Here is a 15,592-nt window from a genome sequence, read left to right on the forward strand (position 1 = left end):
ATTATTATGTTCAATGATTAATGTATCTATTGATCCTATTTATTCATATATTTCATTTAATATCAAACTCATATATTTTTACGTCCCAATTATCTAGGCTCACTCTGATAAACAAACCGTCATCGTCGAATTTGATACTATTGGTGTGGTCACTCATCAGCTCTCTAACATGAATAGTATCTTTGCCCAAGCCCAGATTTTGAGCTACCTCATTGGGTAAACGTACAACAAACTCCTCTTGGATGTCAGAAAAATTAGCCACCACCAACATAGCTTGCGTGCTTGTATGGCGAATAAATGAAAATTGTTGCTCACTGTAAGTTTCATTTCTATCAACATTGTGTGCATGAATACCTACATATTCACCTCTCATGGACGGATGAAATGCCGAAATATTCATAATATCAATATACGCTTCTCGCAAACGACGCTCTTGCTCACTTAATAATTTACCATCAAACGCACCGTGATTCATCCAGCGTTGATGTGCTGGCACGCCAGCATAATCAAATATAGTTGTGCGTGATGGGTCACCAAACCCAGGATCTTCACTCCCATCCTCTGCGACATCTTGACCAAAATACAACATACTTGGCGATCGACTAATTAGAGCAGAGACAGCCATTGCAGGAATCCCCTTACACGCATCACCAGCGAATTGAGGACTTGCAATACGTTGTTCATCGTGATTTTCCAAAAAGTGCAACATATGTTGTTCAATATCTTGTAGGTTGTATTGAATGTCTTCAAGCGCTTGAGTTTCGCCTTTACCTTGCATTACTAATTTCAACGAATCGTAAAACTCAACTTTGTCATATAGGTAATCCATTTTACCTAGTTGAATATAGTCACGATAAAGATGCGGTTGATACACCTCAGCTAATAGCAATGCATCAGGGTGTTTCATCTTGATTGAAGAATTTAAATAGGACCAAAACTCGACAGGTACCATTTCTGCCATGTCATAGCGAAATCCATCAACGCCTTTGTCTAGCCAAAAATGAACAATTGCTTCAAATTTCAACCATGAATTAGGCAAATCGCTTTGTTTTTGCCAAAACTTATAATGATCTTGATAAGGTAAATCACGATATTCTTGAGGGAGCGCAGGGAAATCATATGAACCATCAGGTTTAACGCCATAATTCACTTTGACTGTCTCATACCAATCATTGGCGTTTGGCTTTGCTGCGCGTGAGCCATTTCCGGTCCATTTTGCAGGGTTTTCATCAAAGTTTCCATCTGCCATAGGGTGAGAATCTCCTCCTAGCGTTTGATAAGCTGCATCAAGATCCGGAACCTCAAAGGACTCGTCAATAATATAATAAAAGTTATTATGCTTTGCATACTCAACTGACGTATCGTCATTGCTACCAAAATTACTTTGTCCCTGTGGCAACTCAATCGATTCATACTGTCTGGCAACATGGTTGGGCACAATATCAACAATGACTTTCATATTGTGTTTATGCGTACGTTCAATTAAGGCCTCGAATTCTGCTAGTCGATTATTTACGTCTATCGCTAAATCAGGATTCACGTTGTAGTAGTCTTTGACAGCATATGGTGAGCCTGCTCGACCTTTTACCACATCAGGGTCGTCTTGCGTAATGCCATAAGCTGAATAATCGTTAATTACCGCGTGATGCATGACACCCGTGTACCAAATATATGAGGTGCCTAGTTCCTTAATGCCAACTAGCGCATCATCTGTAAAATCGTTGAACTTTCCTACTCCATTTTCTTCAAGCGTTCCCCAAGGTTTATTGGTTTGATTAGTATTTCCGAACAATCGAGTAAACACCTGATAAATAACGGGCTTACCTTCGCCTAATGCATGATGTTTAGATGCCTTAATCAATGGGTCATGCTCCTGTGTTACTGTAGCATTTGTTTTGCTGGGCTTGTGATCACTGCATGCGTTAAGAACGAGTAAACTCGCACTTAATCCGCTTAATAATAAAACCACTTTAAAAATGGATTTCCTTGAAATACCCTCAATACTGTAAGCACTCATGACTCAACTATGACCTTGAAACATAACCAATTGTTTTTCTAGCATACTCTTTTATACATAACGAAAGAAGAAACATACGTATTCATTAACTTTATATGGTCGTTTAGAAAGCTAGAGGGGTATCCGATTTAACGCTATTTAAATTTATTCATTCTCTTTTTTGTATAACTTGTTGGCTGTGCGTTTGCAGGATCATCTGGCCAGAAGTGTTTAGGATATTTTCCTTTCATCTCCTTTTTGACATCCTCGTAACTTCCTTGCCAAAAACTTAAGATATCTTGAGTCTTATGAATTTCTCTGTTAGCAGGCGACAATAGCGAAAGCGTAATTGGGTGGCAGCTTAGACCAACACTTAATGTGTGTTTAAGACCATATAACTCTTGAAGTTTAATGGCTAGTATTGCTTGATCTTTGTTGTAGAGTATTTTGTGACGATTATTGCATGCTGAGACATAGTGGCTTGGGAAGTTATTTTCAATATACTGCAGTTGGTCCCAAGTAAAACGAGACTTAATAACATTTAGCCAATCAATTTCACGTAGCCCTTTTGCATCAGTTATGCCTGAAAGATACGGCATTAAATAATCATGCATATCACTAACCAGCGCTTTAGTTGATACATCTGGCAGTTCTATTTTATCATCACATGTTCTTGCAAAAGCTACTCGCCCAATAAAGGCCTCGCATCCTTTTAAATACTCATCCAAGCCCTTTTGCAACAAATGATTTACGATACACAGCTTAACTTTCTCTTGGCTATCATGGTCAGTCCCCAATGCAACTTGGCGCTGGTTAAATTGTAATTCACCATAATAGTGTCTTTGATGACAACTAACTTTTTGTCGTTTACTGTCCCATACGTACTTTGTTGATACTTGACTACGCTCATGGATGAACTCTTCGGTAACACTTAGCGCAAGTGGAAAATATGCAAGTATTGAGTTATTTAACTGTTGGTGATTTGCTCTGATCACGTGATGAGTCACTATTAGCCACTCATGTTTTACATCATTAACGTAGTTATCAAACTCAAGCCCTAGCCCCAATGCACTCTTATAGACTTGTCCCGAACCTTGCGTACCTGCATTATCAGATGCTCTATTCAAAGCTAGATTCAGCGGAAAGGCACGAATTAAAAGCATCGATAAAAAATGATGATCATTGCACGCTTGTTTTATATTTGAAACGCTAAGGTTTGTGTTAACAGTTTTTACACTTGCATTGGTCACTCGAAAAAGCTTTTGCTTAAGATTATTAGCATCTTGTCTAAGTTGACCGGGACATTGTTGTGATAGGCGCAAGCACTTATCTATAACATTATAAGGCGTCTGTGAATTTGCTTCATAAGCTAAAGGCAATGCGAGAATACATGCCAGTATTACGGCAAAATCAATGTATTGAGGTGATGTGCTATTACAGTACAGTAAAAGATATGCAATGTTTGGTTCGATGTTAAGTAAGGCTGCTTGTCTGCCAAAACTTGTAATACGTTTATTTTCATCAATGAAATCAAGTGACTGCAGGTTGGCAATAGCATAATCTAGTTGAGCTATATTAGGCTTATCGATAAACGCTAAATTATCAAAATGGCTTCCCCATTCTACCAAGCCTAAATAATACTGGCTTAAGTCAATTGAGAATATTTGCGCAACATCATCTTCTATTAAATATTGCTGTTGTTCCCTTGACCATAGGCGATAACATGCACCCGCCCTTTGCCTTCCAGCTCTGCCGGCTCGTTGCGTCGCAGACGCTTTACTTATCATTACACTTTTCAGCAAGCTAGCTTGTTTATTTGGATAAAATACAGACTGTTTCTCAAGCCCAGTATCAATCACTACGCTAACGCCATCAATCGTGACACTTGTTTGAGCAATATTTGTCGACAACACTACTTTTCGCTCGTCAAAATGACTTTTCGTAAAGACTGCTTTTTGTTGAGTTGAATCCATAGCACCGAATAGACGTAAGGCTTTTACCTTTGGAAGCGCTAACTGCTGAACATCATCAAAGACTTGTTGTATTTCCTTGGCGCCTGACAAGAATACAAGAACATGTCCCGAATACTGATTAAGCGCCTCGATTATGGTTTGAACAGTATGATTACGTAAAGCCTTAGCTCCATCCTGATTTATGTCTATGCTTTGCGCTCGATTGAGTTAGTAGTGGACGGTAATGGTATTCAATTTCAAACTGTTTCCCTTCAGACACATGTACTTTTGCATTTGGCATTAGCGCTTGAATTGAAGGCATTGAGAGAGTCGCTGACATGACTAGTAAACGTAAATCACTGCGATAACCGGTTTGTGAGTCAATGGCAAGTGCCAAGGCCATATCTGAGTGTATGCTTCGCTCGTGAAACTCATCAAATATTATTAAGCCGACATCTTCTAATAGAGGATCATTTTGTATTTTTGCCGTCAGTAGCCCTTCGGTAATAACAAGTAAGCGAGTTTGTTCACTGAAAGCTCCTTCACCACGGACTTGATAACCAACTGTATGACCCACTGCTTCTTTTAATTGACTTGCCAGGTAAAGCGCAATGTTGCGAGCAGCAACGCGTCTGGGCTGCAAAATAATGATTTTTTGGCCATCAAAACATGTCAATGATAACAATTTTAAGGGTAGATAAGTCGATTTACCTGCACCTGGTGGTGCCATGACAATGCAATCATGATTGGCTATATCGGCACAAACACTATCACTAATTGCTGCTACTGGAAGCATCGTAGTCAAGGCGAATTAAAATAGTGTATAAATAAAGGTAGCAAGGGATGATTGCTGTGTAGCAACTACAATAGCGCCTAACAAGGCCAACACAACGATGATGGGCAAAAGCCAAATTTTCTTTCTGACTTTTAAAAACGCCCATAAATCTTGAATAAACTCTAGCATTAAAAAGGATCCTTTAGAGTATCTTTGTTAGGTGTGTCATCACGTGAGACCCACGAACTTGTCTGTGTCATATTTGTTTTATATTGCAATTTATCGCGTAGACGCATAAATACACCGGTTGGCACAATTAATAAATAGTATGCTAATGCCAATACAATACGTGTATTTATCCATCCTAATATCGAGGCAATTATCATCCAAACAAAATAAGGATAATACAAAACCTTTGGCATAAATATGTACATGAGTGAAAGCCCCATGGCAACAATAATAGGCCATGTAGGAATTGCCGTGCTAAACACGAAAGGTAACACCACCATAAAGATTACTATAAATGCCAATGCCATTGTAATAGCAAAACTTTGCAGTGCATCTACGTCATGTTTATTGGCCAAAGGTAACATGACCGTTTGAGTAAACCATCGAACAAACGCTTTTATCATTGTAGTTTAATCCTTCTCAAAACTTATAGCCTTCGCTTTTTCAATAGCCTGCAACGACTGTTTATCTTTATATAGCACGGTGTTTTGCATAACTAAAACGTCCATTTCAGTCGCTAAAAAGCTACGAATTGCATCTGTGATGTCACGAACTGGAGGTTCTCCCCTAACATTAAAAGATGTGTTAATTACCATACCCACCTCAGTGAGCTTCTTAAATTCAGATATTAATCTATGAAACTTCGGATTTGTCTTTTTACTAACCGTTTGTACCCTTGCCGAATAGTCAACGTGGGTGATTGCTGGCACCGGTGACCTAATTTGAGCTAACTTATCGAGCCCACTTGCAGGCTCAAGCTTATTACATTTGTCATCATTTAATTTAGTCGTGATCAACATATAAGGACTAGGACATGTTTGTTCAAACCATTGTTGCGTGTCCTCTTCTAATACTGCGGGCGCAAATGGTCTAAATGACTCACGTTGTTTAATTTTTAAATTCATTTGACGTTGCATTAAAGGACTTCTAGGGTCTCCCAAGATACTTCTATTACCCAGCGCACGTGGACCAAACTCCATTGCATCTTGAAACCAACCAACCACTTTGTTGTCACTTAAATGCTTAGCAATTAATGGGTAAAGCACATCATCTTCATAACTTTCAAAAACAACATCATTGTTTTGACAGTACTCGATGATTTGTTTTTGCGAAAACGAATCCCCTAAATAAGCGCCTTTCATAGCATCATTGATATCATCACTTTGTTTTGGTTTATCAAAATATGAATGCCATACCTGTAAAGCGGCCCCTAACGCACTTCCTGCATCACCTGCAGCCGGTTGTATCCAAATCTCATCAAATTTACTCTCTCGTTGTATACGTCCATTTGCCACACAATTAAGGGCAACTCCACCCGCCAGACAAAGCTTAGATGAACCTGTGATTGCATGGGCGACATCAACAATTTTTAAGACAATATCTTCTGTCACTACTTGGATAGACTTTGCCAAGTCCATTTGTTTTTGCGTCATCAATGCATCAAATGGGTGTGGTGGGCCACCAAACAGCGCATGAAATGCTTTATTGGTCATCGTACTACCTGTCGCAAAATCAAAATATTCCATGTTTAATAAAAAGCTACCGTCGGCTTTTACATCAATTAACTTTTCATAGATTTGTTCAACATACTTTGCTTCGCCATAAGGCGCTAAACCCATTAGTTTATACTCGCCAGAGTTGACTTTAAAACCGCAATACTGCGTAAAGGCTGAATATAATAGACCAAGAGAATGAGGGAATTGAATTTCTCTTAAAGGCCTTAACTTGGCCTGTTTACCATGCCAAATACTTGAAGTCGCCCATTCGCCCACGCCATCTAAACAAACTACCGCGGCATCTTGAAACGGGCTTGGAAAATACGCTGCTGCCGCATGGGATTGGTGGTGCTCACAGAAAAGCAAGGCCGGCAATTTTAATAACTTTTTACGAGCTGACTTAGCCTGCGTCACTGTAACAGCATGCTCACTTGCATAGCGTTCGAACTCAAGATGTGCCAGCTCATCTTTAAGTACTTTTTTTAGATACAATTTTTCTTTTAACCAAATTGGCATTGCGCGCACAAATGAGCGATATCCCAAAGGTGCATTTGCAAGATAGGTTTCAAGTAAGCGTTCAAATTTTAGCAATGGTTTGTCATAAAAAACAATTGCGTCGACATCATCTATATTTAACTGTACTTGACGCAAACAATAGTTAATTGCATCTTTAGGAAAGCGAGCATCATGCTTAAGGCGGCTGTAACGTTCTTGCTGACACGCCGCCACTATATCACCGTTTTTGATCAGCGCCGCTGCACTATCATGATAATAGGCTGAGATGCCCAAAACGAAAATATCTTTTTGCTTTTTATCAACGCTGCTCATATAAACTGTGTACCGCTTGCTTTTTATTATTATTCGCACGCTTGTTGCTCGTTATAGCGACAACATCACGCTGTATTTAGTGCATTTTTATTGCACTTCATTTATCCGATATTAGCAATATTTTTCATAAATAATGACTGATAGTTCAATAAAAATTGAGATTTACTGATGAATAGGTATGCATAAGCACAAAAGGCCTATGAAATGGCTGAAATTTGTCTTTATTACCGATACACTTAAAATAAAAGATGCTATGAAAAAATTCAGTTTTTACCTAATTGCTTTTTTACTGCCTTTTATAATTCTGCTGTTTGCTGAGGGCATTTTGCGTGCAAGTGGCTATGGACAAGCTTATCCCCTGTTTATTCAATCATCTCAATTTGAAGACTACATACAGCCTAACCCTGATTTAATAAAACGTTATTTTTCAAATAAAAACGCCGCACCTAGCGTAAGTCCCGATACCTTTTTGTTTAAGCGTAACAAACCAGCGAACACAATCCGCATAGTTACTATGGGCGGCTCTACAATGGCTGGATTTCCATATGGCAGATTTGCCTCGCCTGCAGGCATGTTACAAAGCAGATTAAAACACACTAACCCAGAAAGTAGTATCGAAGTGATTTCAGTCGCCATGTCTAGTATTAATACCTATACAATCCTAGATACCATAGACGAAGTAATTGAAATACAGCCTGATGCAGTTTTGATTTATGCTGGGCACAATGAGTTTTTAGGCGTTATGGGCGTTGGGTCAGCTTTTGCTGGTAGCCAGAGTTATGCTAGCAATTTAGCCTATTTAGCGGTAAAAGACTGGCGCATTTATCAGCTTATGCAAAGCATTTATCAGTCTGCGCTTACCTTATTTGTGTCGAATCAAAATAGTCATGCTCAAACTGAGCAAACAGAACAAGATCAACGGACACTTATGGCAAAAGTGGCTCAAAACAAAAACATTGTATATGGAGACGAAATATACCAAGCAGGCGTAGAACAATTTGAGCGTAACCTATCTTTGATTCTCGAAAAACTCAATCAAGCAGGTGTCCCTAGCTACATTAGCGATCTGGTCGCCAATGAACAAGATCAGCCGCCTTTTGCATCTGTGCGCAACAACGTTCTCAATAATTTACCTGCCATAAGCACTCAAAATAGTGCCCTAGCACATGACATTAAGCATGCTAATTATTTTTATCGACTAGCTCAACAATACGCCAATGCAAAACAGTATAAAACCGCGCTTCGCTTTTATACGCTGGCTAAAGACTTTGATTTATTACGATTTAGAGCTCCCTCAGCATTTAGAACTATCATTTTTGATACTGCTAATAAATACAATGCGCACTATGTTGCAAGTTATGAACTTATGCATCAACAAGCGAATAATGGGATTATTGGTAACGATTTGATGCTTGAACATCTTCACCCTAATATTACTGGCTACTTTTGGTTAGCCGAGAGTTTTTACCAAGCCTTGATAAGCAGTCAATTTATTGTGCCACAGTATGAAATTAGTACTAAGGCCGCATTTGATAATATTCCTGTTAATGATGTAGATAAACAATATGGCGCCTTTAAAGTGGCCCAACTAATATCGGATTACCCCTTCAGTGAAACCCCAAAAGAAGTGCCATTGCCTGCAGTATTTGATGAGATAAGTCATCAAACATTACAACGGATAAAAGGACAAAGCTGGATAGCAACACAACAAAACTTACTTCGCTATTATCAGCAAATCGGTGACTTGAGCACCGCAGCGGGAGTTGCAGGTACACTATATGACGCATTACCTGAGCAAGCCGAAATAGCCCGTGTTGCTGCTTTGCTTTATATGCAAAGTGAACAATTCTTGCTGGCAAAATACTATGCTTTAAACGCGGTTAAACACTCACCCAAAAACGTTAACTTCCGGCTAACGCTTGCACAAGTGCACTTTGCACTTGGTGATGTATCTCGCGCTATAGAAGAGCTGGACAATGTTTTGCAAATAGCACCTAACAATCAACGTGCAATTGCGATAAAAAGAACCTTAAATGACAATAGGTGATGATAAATGACCGCTTCTCACACTAACAATACAATTAACTGTGAACATAAAAAACGTACTTTCTACGCCATTTCAATGGCAATTCCATTTGTATTTTTCTTGCTCATCGAAGGTGCTCTGCGTTTAAGCGGGTTTGGTGTTTCTACGCCCTTATTTATTCAAAATCCAGCTCATCCTGATTATCTCTTACCCAGACCTGACGTGATGTCACGTTATTTTCCTTTTGCGGACAACCCACCTGCGGTAACGATGGAAACTGATTTTTTTCTAGCTGAAAAACCTCAACAAGGTATTCGAGTTTTTGTGCAAGGCGGCAGCACAGCGGCTGGCTTCCCTTATGGTTTAGGAGCGTCAGTTTCTGGTCTTTTAGAATTTCGTTTGCGTCAAAGCTTACCGAATAATCATGTTGAGGTGGTTAACACTGCGATGTCAGCGGTAAACTCACACACACTATTGGATTTTGTCGATGAAATTATCGAGCAAAAGCCGGATGCTGTGCTAATTTACGCAGGGCACAATGAGTTTTTAGGAGTATTAGGTGCAAACGCTAATTATTCTATAAGCTCAAGCTATTACTTAACTAGAATGCAACTTGCGTTAAAAGACATTCGCGTATTCCAAGCAATGCAAATGCTGGTTTCTAGATGGTCCTCTCAAAACTCTTTGGCTGATCAAGGTGTTCAAGACCCATCCCAGCAAACGCGAGCAACCATGATGAGTAAAGTCGCTAAAGGGCAATCTATCGTCTATAACAGCCCTAAATATGAAGCCGGGATATATCAATTCACACAAAATATTGAAGCACTTTTGTTAGCATATAAACAAGCGGGCATACCAGTATTTATTTCATCTTTGGCGAGCAACCAAAAGCACCAAGCCCCTTTTTCATCCATAGAAATCAGTCAACAAGAGCGACAGTTTTTAAAGACGGTTGAACAAATCAACACCATAGATCTAAATGACTTGTTAAGAGCTTCAACAAAATTTGAGCAAAGTCTAAGTGCGGATTTTCACTATATTTTTGCGAAGCTGATACTTCAAAAACAAGGAGCAGTTAGTGAGGCACTAAACATTGCTCAAAAACACTTTAAGCTTGCCGTCCAGCATGATTTATTAAAGTTTAGAGCACCAGAAGATATCAATAAGATTATTGCCAGTGCTTGCCAGTAAACATGGTGCTACGCATGTTGACGCCAATGCACTAATGCAGCAAAGAAGTCGCTATAACATTGTCGGCGATGAAGTAATGCTGGAACACCTTCACCCCAATTTACAAGGCTATTTTGTATTAGCAAATACATTTTATGAGTCCATCACGCAAGCCAAAATATTTGATGATTTGAAACCTATTAGTGCCAATCAAGCTTGGAATGAAAGATTAGTGTTACCAAGTGAAGAATACTTCGCCTATGCCACCGCTGAAGCTCTAAAGGCAGATTTTCCATTTGTAGATACTCAGCAGACAATTTCTTTGGCAAAGCCAACAGATACTCCACAAACGCTTGGTCTAGCATATTTTAATAAGCAAATAGACTGGCTAACAATGATAAAGCAAAATCTTCTATATTATCGTCAACAAAATAATAAAAAAATGGAATTAAAATGCTTGCTAATATTGGCTGATGCAATGCCGCACATGGGCTTATATAGTATTCAAGCAGCAGAACTATTGGCACAAAATGGACAAATGACAATGGCTCAATTCTATCGACAAAAAGCTGAACTAGCCGGTATGCAATAAGGCTGAAAATAATCTACCTTTAATGAGGGCCTGTCTGGCAAACGTGGCGTTGGCGGCACAATCAGAATTTATTACTCAAGCATTTTTCGTTAACAAGCACAAATAAAAAAGCCGCGCCATTTTCATGGTGCGGCTTTTATCGTTCATGCTAACTCGCTATTCAATTGGCGTAACGGTTAGGGTTGGTTGCGAAGCATCTGGACCTTCAATCTTAAATTCATACAGGCCTGCTTCAGCACCTCTAATATTTAGGTTTGTTGGATTGCCCGCTTGGAATACTTGACGAGGTTCACCAATGGTAAGTTCAGTATCGTTTTCATCAACGCCACCTAAGTTGACTGTCGACCAATCACCTGTAGCGACTTTAAACTCAATATCGCTGCCATCTAAAGTGATATCAACCGAGTACACACCAGCACCTTGATATTCTAAAGCATCAACTTCGCCCCATCCATTCATACCACCTCGGATATAAACGATTTCTGCTCCGAAGAAAGCTTCATTAAATACACGTACTTTTGGTGCGGCTAAATCTACCGTATCAAAGATAAAGGCATAATTACCTGCTTCTGTGATATTTAGTTTTAGGTTTTCACCGCCTTCTAGTAGTGGCATATCAGTACCTAATTCAACAACCGTGTCAGCATCGTCTGCACTAAAGCCACCTAAGTTTGGACTTGCCCATCCATCATTAGCTACTTTAAATTGATATTCCTCAACGCCAAGGCTAATTGTAGTGGTGTAGATTCGACCACCTTGATACTCAAGTTCGTCACTAGTACCCCAATCGTTCATTCCACCGCGGATAAATATTGGATTACCGACGTATGGCTCTTCGTTGATGATGGTTAATACTGGCGACATATTATCTGACGCATCTAAGCTGAAGATAAATGTTGCATCAACACTTGGAGTAAAGGTCATGTTGTCATCACCAGACACTAAGGTTTTAGCAATATCTTCTTCAACGACAGGGTCACTTGAGTCACCAAAGTTAACAGTTGACCAGTCTTCTGATGCAACCTTAAAGGTAATAGTGTCACCCATTGTCAGTTCAAGTTTGCCTTCATAAACGCCATCACCTTTATAATCCATAGCGTTGCCTGTGCCCCAATCATTCATGCTTCCACGAAGGTACACAATAGTATCACCATAAGGAACTACGTCTGGAGCACCTGCTGTTGCTATGGCTGACAAACCATAACCACGTTCCATGCCTTGTGGCTTAACAAACACTGCAATGCTTAAAGCTGGTACAGTGAAGTTTCCTAAAACTTGCTCTTCTTCAGAAGCATCAGAGAAGTTTGCACCTCGAACCATCGGGTCAATTGAATTCATTAGTGTTGGATGAAGTTCAAATCCTGCGGCCGTTAAGACATCAATAGATTTTTCTTCATAACCTGTATTAATGACTACCGCGATTGCATCATAGTTAGGATCTAAGTCAGCAAGTTCAACTGAACCCTCTTGGTTTATACCATCATCAATACTCATGACGATTAGACCTTGTTGCTGTCTTGCACCTAAGTTATGGAAACCAACACGGTTCTTGATGTCATCCCCTGTTGTAAGTCTAAACAAAGGACTGCTTGAACGAATACTCAACAACTCTTGGAATACTTCTGAAGCAAACTCAATCTCTGTCATTGACGCAGCACGTTCAGGCAAGTTCATAAATTGAGATATTTCTGACCAACGACCTTGATTATCTTGCGCTAGCGGTAAACCAACGTTCCAGTTATTGGTGTTCATTGTGAAATCAACATAGTTAAACCAATCGCCGGCATCAAATGTATTGCGGTCCATCGATTTTGATCTCAGCAAATCACCACCCATTTGTAAAAACGGGATCCCCTGAGACATCAACGGTATGCCTATACCTATGTTTTGCGCTCGAACACGCTCATCTAGCGTTAAATCGCTTGGTAGAACATAGTTAAATTGATCCCATAGGCTTTCGTTATCATGTTTTGATACATAATTGATTATATCAGCAGGATCTTGAGCATACCCGCCAAGTACAGATGTTTCAGAATCACTTCCGCCAGAGGTATTCAAAATAAAGTCACTTAATGTACCCGCTAAACTCATTTTAACTCTATCTTGTGCATTTAGAGCATCATCACTTGATTCTCTTGCAAAAATATCGCCTTGTCTTACCGCTTCTCTAATACGGTCGTTAAACGTACCAATTTCGGTACCGGCCATATTAAACTGGCTTGCGATTTCAAAATCGCCATAAGGTGCTGTATTTTTACCCCAACCTTCTCCGTAGAAATAAACGTCTGGGTCAACTGTTTTAACGGTTTCAAATAATTCAACCATTGTTGTTTTAGAAGCTTGGCTCATGATGTCAAAACGAAATGCGTCAAATTTGTACTGTTCTGACCACATTAAAAGTGAATCTTCCATGAACTTTTCCATCATTCGATTACGCGGCTCTGTATCATCACAACACGTTTCACGAATAATCGCGCCACTTTCTAAATCATATCGATGGTAATATCCAGGGACAACTTTATCGAAAACAGAGTTAGCAAATAGACCAGAAGCGTTTGTATGGTTGTAAACAACATCAAGTGCAACACGAAGACCAATTTCATGAAGAGACTGGTTCATTGCTCGCATCTCTTTTATACGAACAACACTATCAGGATCTGATGAATAGCTACCTTCTGGTGCATTGAAGTGTTTAGGATCATAACCCCAATTAAATAAATCAAAGTTACGAATCTGTTCGGTAAACTCTTGGGCCGCATCAGGCTCAGTCAATACGTTAAAGCCTTGATACACTTCAGCAATAGTTAATTCACGTGGTGTATTATCATTACATACCGCAGCAGCAGGTGATAAAGCACAAAACTCTTGAAGTGTACTTGTCCAATCGATAGTACGAGCAGTATCTTCATTAATTGTCGCAATATCGTTGGCAGGCAACATGTGGAAATGCGTTAAGCCTTTTTCTTGTAACGTTTGTAAGTGTTGCATTGGAGCAGAATCCTGCTCTGTGAATGCAAGGTACTTACCTCTATTAGCAGCTGATGTTGACTCATCTCTAATACTGAAGTTACGGATATGACCTTCGTAAATAACAATATCTTCAAAATTTTCAACCGTAGGAATATCGTGCGTTTCCCAACCATCTGGTTTCAAATCTTCATCATTCAAGTTGACAAACTGAGAAAAACGACCATTTACCGACAAGCTAACCGAATATGGGTCAGTCACATCTAAGACTTCAATTGCATCATTAACTGGTGAAAACACTGTCACTTCATAACGATATAATTGTCTGTCCATATCCATCGAACCATCAAATGACCAAACACCTGATGAAGCGTCAAGATTCATTTGATTAGTCGTCGCAAGCGTTTTATCTGCATTGTAAAGCTTAAGCATCACATTTTGTGCAGTGGGTGCCCATACAGCAGCAGTAATTCCATTATCGGTGTAGATACCACCTAGCATGGCTTCATCAGCGTCACTTTCCCCTTTAGTGTATAGTTCATCCAACACATTAGGGATTTGCAAACGCGTTGCCGCAACTAATTTGCCGTCACTATTATAAGCACCTGCAATTACTTGGTTTTTCAATACCGCTTTGGCGTCATCATCACTCCAATCACCGGCAAATGCAGTGATATCAGCAAGATGAGGCGCAATCGCAGCTTGTTCATCTGTTAAGTCAACTTCAGTTAACTCAATTATTTCACTGTTTAAAACACCATCTTCTAATGTGATTTCGATATTCGCTTCAGCTGAATGATGCAATTTGACCGTATCAACCAGAGCATCATCTACGTTCCATAAAATAGTTTGTGCATCTAACCAATGCGCTTGTGAACCCTCGATAGAAACCGGCTGTTCGCCTAAACTGTCGATAGGAAACTCAAAAATCGTAGCCACTCCCGATAATGTAAAATTCATGCGAGTGAATCGTTCATCGTCTTGAGTTAAGCTTCCTTGGAAATCGCCACCACCCATTTCTTTACCAGCATCATCGGTGCCGATATGAATGATGAAATTATGACAAGCACCATCGGTATCCGCATACCCTGGTTTTAGATCTAAAATCCAATACGCGCCATAAGTTGGGTCAATACCATCATGAATTCTGCCATCTGCCCATGCGGTATCAGGATCTGCATATGCATCACAAGCATCATTGCTCCAGGTATGCAAACGCCAGCCTTCATATGCAGGGTCGTTTGCGTCATTAGTGGCGTCAACATCAGCACGGTTGTAATACAATACCGCTTGGTCTTCATCAGGAAAGAAAACTGGATCATCCAATTCAGCATTGAATCCCACCACACAAGCGTCATTTGTTTCATTAGGCACTGTTGGTGCTGGACATTGTATCGGTGGCGGTGGCACACATTGCCCACTACCATCAGGTATATTTGGCACATTACAGGTGAGCAGTTCTGCACTCTGGCGCGACGTCATCTGACCCACCACAAGCACTAAGTAGTAGCACACCGACCACTAAAAATAATGCTCTAAGCGATTGTCTTATATTAACCATA

At 39.8% G+C, this 15,592-nt stretch carries 9 protein-coding genes and 1 pseudogene; 3 read left to right on the top strand and 7 right to left on the bottom strand.

Annotation, left to right across the window (positions count from 1 at the left end; genetic code table 11):
- Positions 1-52: 52 nt before the first annotated feature.
- The 6 genes from ACZ1G6_RS08395 to ACZ1G6_RS08420 form a co-directional block, all read right to left on the bottom strand.
- On the bottom strand, positions 53-2,017 hold the full coding sequence (locus tag ACZ1G6_RS08395) for an alpha-amylase family protein (protein WP_472618865.1): 1,965 nt from the start codon (positions 2,015-2,017) through the stop codon (positions 53-55).
- 134 nt (positions 2,018-2,151) lie between these two features.
- A complete protein-coding gene (locus ACZ1G6_RS08400) occupies positions 2,152-4,158 on the bottom strand; it encodes an ATP-dependent helicase C-terminal domain-containing protein (protein ID WP_472618955.1) in 2,007 nt (668 codons plus the stop codon).
- Positions 4,133-4,744 (bottom strand): DEAD/DEAH box helicase, encoded by a 612-nt coding sequence (locus ACZ1G6_RS08405; protein ID WP_472618866.1) that lies wholly within the window; start codon positions 4,742-4,744, stop codon positions 4,133-4,135. Before ACZ1G6_RS08405 ends, ACZ1G6_RS08400 begins: the two co-directional genes overlap by 26 nt.
- A gap of 15 nt (positions 4,745-4,759) precedes the next feature.
- Positions 4,760-4,912 carry a DUF5989 family protein gene (locus ACZ1G6_RS08410; protein WP_472618867.1) on the bottom strand — a complete coding sequence of 51 codons (153 nt, stop codon included), beginning with the start codon at positions 4,910-4,912 and terminating at the stop codon, positions 4,760-4,762.
- Positions 4,912-5,355: an SxtJ family membrane protein gene (locus ACZ1G6_RS08415; protein WP_472618868.1), complete on the bottom strand. Its 444-nt coding sequence runs from the start codon at positions 5,353-5,355 to the stop codon at positions 4,912-4,914. The genes ACZ1G6_RS08410 and ACZ1G6_RS08415 overlap by 1 nt, the downstream gene beginning before the upstream one ends.
- A 6-nt stretch (positions 5,356-5,361) precedes the next feature.
- Positions 5,362-7,275 carry a carbamoyltransferase family protein gene (locus ACZ1G6_RS08420; protein WP_472618869.1) on the bottom strand — a complete coding sequence of 638 codons (1,914 nt, stop codon included), beginning with the start codon at positions 7,273-7,275 and terminating at the stop codon, positions 5,362-5,364.
- A gap of 199 nt (positions 7,276-7,474) precedes the next feature.
- Between ACZ1G6_RS08420 and ACZ1G6_RS08425 the strand changes: the two genes are divergently transcribed.
- From ACZ1G6_RS08425 to ACZ1G6_RS08435, 3 genes are read left to right on the top strand one after another with little or no spacing between them, the layout of a single operon-like run.
- The gene (locus tag ACZ1G6_RS08425) at positions 7,475-9,322 is read left to right on the top strand and encodes an SGNH/GDSL hydrolase family protein (protein ID WP_472618870.1); all 1,848 of its coding nucleotides are present in this window, start codon (positions 7,475-7,477) and stop codon (positions 9,320-9,322) included.
- A gap of 6 nt (positions 9,323-9,328) precedes the next feature.
- On the top strand, positions 9,329-10,492 hold the full coding sequence (locus tag ACZ1G6_RS08430; protein ID WP_472618871.1) for an SGNH/GDSL hydrolase family protein: 1,164 nt from the start codon (positions 9,329-9,331) through the stop codon (positions 10,490-10,492).
- Positions 10,479-11,063, top strand: coding sequence for a hypothetical protein (locus ACZ1G6_RS08435; protein WP_472618872.1), 585 nt, complete (start codon positions 10,479-10,481; stop codon positions 11,061-11,063). Before ACZ1G6_RS08430 ends, ACZ1G6_RS08435 begins: the two co-directional genes overlap by 14 nt.
- Before the next feature lie 156 nt (positions 11,064-11,219).
- Here the strand turns inward: ACZ1G6_RS08435 and ACZ1G6_RS08440 are convergent.
- A pseudogene (locus tag ACZ1G6_RS08440) lies at positions 11,220-15,591 on the bottom strand (alpha-1,6-glucosidase domain-containing protein).
- Between the last annotated feature and the right edge of the window lies 1 nt (position 15,592).

It is taken from the genome of Glaciecola sp. HA4-3, assembly GCF_055693685.1.

Coding starts and splice junctions, on each gene's coding strand:
- ACZ1G6_RS08415 (WP_472618868.1), bottom strand. CDS start 5,355: ATGATAAAAGCGTTTGTTCGATGGTTTACTCAAACGGTCATGTTACCT.
- ACZ1G6_RS08405 (WP_472618866.1), bottom strand. CDS start 4,744: ATGCTTCCAGTAGCAGCAATTAGTGATAGTGTTTGTGCCGATATAGCC.
- ACZ1G6_RS08420 (WP_472618869.1), bottom strand. CDS start 7,275: ATGAGCAGCGTTGATAAAAAGCAAAAAGATATTTTCGTTTTGGGCATC.
- ACZ1G6_RS08395 (WP_472618865.1), bottom strand. CDS start 2,017: ATGAGTGCTTACAGTATTGAGGGTATTTCAAGGAAATCCATTTTTAAA.
- ACZ1G6_RS08425 (WP_472618870.1), top strand. CDS start 7,475: ATGAAATGGCTGAAATTTGTCTTTATTACCGATACACTTAAAATAAAA.
- ACZ1G6_RS08410 (WP_472618867.1), bottom strand. CDS start 4,912: ATGCTAGAGTTTATTCAAGATTTATGGGCGTTTTTAAAAGTCAGAAAG.
- ACZ1G6_RS08430 (WP_472618871.1), top strand. CDS start 9,329: ATGACCGCTTCTCACACTAACAATACAATTAACTGTGAACATAAAAAA.